Here is a 583-nt window from a genome sequence, read left to right on the forward strand (position 1 = left end):
GAAGCGCACCTTATATTGTCCATTGTGCGGAATTTTTACTGTTTTGCATCGATTTTTCCAAACACAAGGCAATGTTTCCCGATGCGCAAATTGATTGGGCGGAAGTAACACTGATTGGTGCGGTTGATGCGGGCATTATGGCGCAAAACGTATTGCTTGCCGCCGAATCGCTTGGGCTGGGCGGCGTGTATATCGGCGCGCTGCGCAATGATGCGCAAAAAGTATCGGACGTGTTGAACCTGCCGGATTATTGCGTGCCTTTGGTGGGATTGTGTCTCGGTTATCCCGATCAAGACCCGCCGCTCAAGCCGCGCCTGCCTAAGGAAATGGTGTATGCCGAAAACGCCTGTTCGAGCCTGAATGCCGAGGCGGTTGAAGCCTATAATCAGGCAGTAGCGGATTATTATGAGTTGCGCAAGGGCAGTCCGATACCTTGGAAGGAATCGCTGGCCAAAACCTTGGGTAATCCTGTGCGGCCGCATATGTTGGCGTTTTTGCAGAAAAAAGGTTTTTTGAAAAAATAATGTTCAGACGGCCTATGTGTGGCTGAGGCCGTCTGAAAACAATAGGAACGAAACAAGGA

The 583-nt window shown here is 50.3% G+C and carries 1 protein-coding gene; it reads left to right on the forward strand.

The genetic code is table 11. The features are described from left to right. Positions 1 to 524: oxygen-insensitive NADPH nitroreductase (gene nfsA, locus ACTHS3_RS16595; RefSeq protein WP_440368585.1), on the forward strand; the 524-nt coding region annotated here is incomplete at its 5' end. Between the last annotated feature and the right edge of the window lie 59 nt (positions 525 to 583).

It is taken from the genome of Neisseria sp. P0009.S007, from assembly GCF_051962515.1.